We start from the raw sequence: 2,990 nt of genomic DNA on the forward strand, positions 1-2,990 counted from the left end.
GCTGCGGTCAGAGTGGTCTTACCGTGGTCAACGTGGCCGATAGTGCCGACGTTAACGTGGGGAAGGGTACGATCAAACTTTTCCTTAGCCATCGATACAATCCTCCGCAGAAGAAATAGTCTTGCGCTGATAAAACAAAGGCAGATATTTTCATATCTGCCTTGTTTATATGGAGCTCTTGAGCGGACTTGAACCGCTGACCTCACCCTTACCAAGGGTGTGCTCTACCAACTGAGCTACAAGAGCAAAACACGTTATGCAATAACCAGCAAACTTGGAGCGGGTAGCGGGAATCGAACCCGCATCATCAGCTTGGAAGGCTGAGGTTCTACCACTAAACTATACCCGCGAGGCTTGCGGCTCTCGCTAAAACTGGTGGAGGGAGAAGGATTCGAACCTTCGAAGCTCTCGCAACGGATTTACAGTCCGTCCCCTTTGGCCGCTCGGGAATCCCTCCAGATGTGGCCGGCATTTTATTGATCTGCCGTCCTGGTGTCAAGCGCTTTTTCAAATTTTTTCAATCAAATCTGAAACTTAGCTGCAGTGACACGGCTTGCAATTCAACCACCTGAGTGGTGTTCCCTGCGAAGCGGGCGCCATTCTATCAAGCTATTCACCAGTTGCAATACCCTGGCAGAAAATAATTTGATGTTTTAAGTCTTTGAAATCATTGGAAAGCGCGTCAAGGGCCGCTGGGTCCAACAAGCGTTCACTTTCAGGCTCTACTTTGAGCCAACGCCCCTGGGCACCTGCGACCTGCCCACGGACTGGAGCCGTGGCGATGTCCAGACTCGTCAGCCGCTGACGAAGCGACTCGAGCACCTCGGTCGTCATTGCGCCTCCAACGATGAGGCACTCTTCGCGACGCCGATCAGGTGGCGCCACTCCCGCTTCCCGCAACAGGCGAATGTCCTGCTGACTGCCTTTATAAAGCGAAAGCGGCGTGACATCCTTGACCTTAAGTGGTGCCTCCTGCTGATTCCAGACGTAGTACACACCATTGAGGATCAGCAGCAACAAGAACAACCAGCGCATAGGCACCTCAATTCAATGGGCAGGCCATGGCCAGGCCTACAAAGACCAAGTCGGGCACTACACGCGCGTCAGGCAACGAGTCCTTGACCAGCGGGGCATCCCCTCCCGTCAGGAACACAGCAAAATCCTCGCCCCACATCTCACGCGCTTGCTCAACTTGTGTGCGCACGAAGCCTTGCAGCATCAGCACGCAGCCTCGTTCGACCGCCTCCACCGTTGAGCGACCCGGAGCCAAGCTGACCAGTGCACGCTCGGCAGACGCATCGTCATAGCGAATACGCCGCGTGTGCGTGCGCAGTTGGCTGCGCATCAGAGGCATGCCTGGACAGATATAGCCGCCGAGATGCTCCCCATTGGCCGCCACGAAGTCCGCTTTGGCCGCAGTGCCCAGATCAATGACGAGGCAAGCGCCCTTGGCCAAGTGAAATGCGCCCAGCGTCGCCAGCCAACGATCCATACCAAGGCGCTGATAGTCCTCATAGCCGTTGCGCACGCCCGCCATCTCCGGCGCTGACCGTGCGACCTGTGCCTGGACGGCAAACACTTGAGCAATCAGTGACGTCAAAGCGTCGGTTTCTTCTTCACTGCGCACACTGACGATACGGCAAGCCGTAACCTGCACGCATGCCAGCGCTCTGATCTGGTCCATGAGTGTCTGGTCGGAATCCACGATTCCGCCACCCACGATCATTGCGTCGTGAACGTGAATTACCCGCCACTTGATGAAGCTGTTACCGCAATCGAGCTCAAGAATCATCACTCAACCTCAAACTAAGCTCGCCGCCGCTGAAAACTCTCTCCACGCCATCTACACACATGCGCAAACCGCCCTGCCCGTCCACGCCCGCGACTACGCCTTGTACCTGGGTGGCTCCGGCAATGAGCGTGACATTGCGCCCCTGCCAGAGATGCGCTTGCTCCCATTCTTCCTGGAAAGCCGCGAACCCATATCGGCGGTGACGCCCCAGCTCATGCTCCAAGTGGTGGCTCAGCACCGCCACTAAATGATTGCGGTCTACAGGCGCCCCCAATTCTCGACGCATGGATGTCCATCGTTGATCCACCTGCGCATTGGCCTGCATATTTACGTTTATGCCAATGCCCAGCACCACATGGCATACGTCTGCCGGATCACCGATCAACTCGAGCAAGATGCCGGTGACCTTGTGACCATCGACCAGCACGTCGTTAGGCCACTTCAAGCCTACATTCCTTACCCCGAATGCCTGCAATGTGCGCATGACCGCCAACCCCACGACCAGGCTCAGGCCCTCAAGCTGGCGCATGCCGCCATCAATGCGCAGCACCAGACTGAAGTAAAGGTTTTGCGCGAAAGGGCTGATCCATTGCCGGCCGCGTCTCCCGCGACCCGCAGTCTGCTGCTCCGCCAAGACGACGAAGGGCGCTGGCTGTCCTGCCGCCGCCAAGCGCATACCTTCAGCATTGGTCGAGTCGATCGACTCATGGATGAATGTGGGCCAGGCTGCCGCCTCCGCGTATCCTGCGATCGCAGCATTGTCCAGCAGCACCAACGGTGAGGCTAGCTGATAGCCGCGTCCACGTACCTTATGGATACTGAGGTTTAGCTCGCTTTCCAGGTGCTGCAGCTGCTTCCACACCGCACTGCGACTGACGCCCAGAGCCGCCCCCAGAGCTTCTCCGGAATGGAATCGGCCATCCTTGAGGAGATTCAACAACTTCAGCATGCGCGTCTCGACTTCGAATGAGGCTGGCATGATAGCCATGGGGGATTGCCTTGCATAGGACAAGGACCTGCGATTGAGATTGGGGGGGGTACGTTGCACCGGTCCGGCTCAGATACCAGGCCGCCAACCCTCGGGGCTTCCACAGGTGCAATGCCGACCGGCTTATTTGACGCCCAAAGACAAAACCCCTACCTGCATACGCAGATAGGGGTTTTGCGAAATGAATCTTGACGATGACCTACTCTCACA

General features: G+C 57.0%; 4 protein-coding genes and 3 tRNA genes. All 7 read right to left on the reverse strand.

Annotation, left to right across the window (positions count from 1 at the left end):
- On the reverse strand, positions 1 to 92 hold a 92-nt coding region (locus tag FS777_RS21135; protein WP_145257526.1), incomplete at its 3' end, for a GTP-binding protein.
- A 78-nt stretch (positions 93 to 170) separates the two neighbouring features.
- A tRNA-Thr gene (locus FS777_RS21140) sits at positions 171 to 246 on the reverse strand.
- A gap of 29 nt (positions 247 to 275) precedes the next feature.
- Positions 276 to 349: transfer RNA gene (locus tag FS777_RS21145), tRNA-Gly, on the reverse strand.
- A gap of 24 nt (positions 350 to 373) precedes the next feature.
- Positions 374 to 457, reverse strand: a tRNA-Tyr gene (locus tag FS777_RS21150).
- Between the two features lie 152 nt (positions 458 to 609).
- On the reverse strand, positions 610 to 1,035 hold the full coding sequence (locus tag FS777_RS21155; RefSeq protein WP_145257562.1) for a hypothetical protein: 426 nt from the start codon (positions 1,033 to 1,035) through the stop codon (positions 610 to 612).
- A 7-nt stretch (positions 1,036 to 1,042) separates the two neighbouring features.
- Positions 1,043 to 1,792 carry a pantothenate kinase gene (locus FS777_RS21160; protein ID WP_058606176.1) on the reverse strand — a complete coding sequence of 250 codons (750 nt, stop codon included), beginning with the start codon at positions 1,790 to 1,792 and terminating at the stop codon, positions 1,043 to 1,045.
- Positions 1,782 to 2,741 (reverse strand): bifunctional biotin--[acetyl-CoA-carboxylase] ligase/biotin operon repressor BirA, encoded by a 960-nt coding sequence (birA, locus tag FS777_RS21165; RefSeq protein ID WP_078479460.1) that lies wholly within the window; start codon positions 2,739 to 2,741, stop codon positions 1,782 to 1,784. The genes FS777_RS21160 and birA overlap by 11 nt, the downstream gene beginning before the upstream one ends.
- Positions 2,742 to 2,990: the final 249 nt, after the last annotated feature.

Origin of the sequence: Pseudomonas sp. DE0157 (assembly GCF_007678615.1) — a bacterium.
GTDB lineage: Bacteria > Pseudomonadota > Gammaproteobacteria > Pseudomonadales > Pseudomonadaceae > Aquipseudomonas > Aquipseudomonas parafulva_B.

Excerpts from the sequence above, each read along its gene's own strand:
- FS777_RS21155 (WP_145257562.1), bottom strand. The coding sequence starts at position 1,035 with ATGCGCTGGTTGTTCTTGTTGCTGCTGATCCTCAATGGTGTGTACTAC.
- birA (WP_078479460.1), bottom strand. The coding sequence starts at position 2,741 with ATGCTGAAGTTGTTGAATCTCCTCAAGGATGGCCGATTCCATTCCGGA.
- FS777_RS21160 (WP_058606176.1), bottom strand. The coding sequence starts at position 1,792 with ATGATTCTTGAGCTCGATTGCGGTAACAGCTTCATCAAGTGGCGGGTA.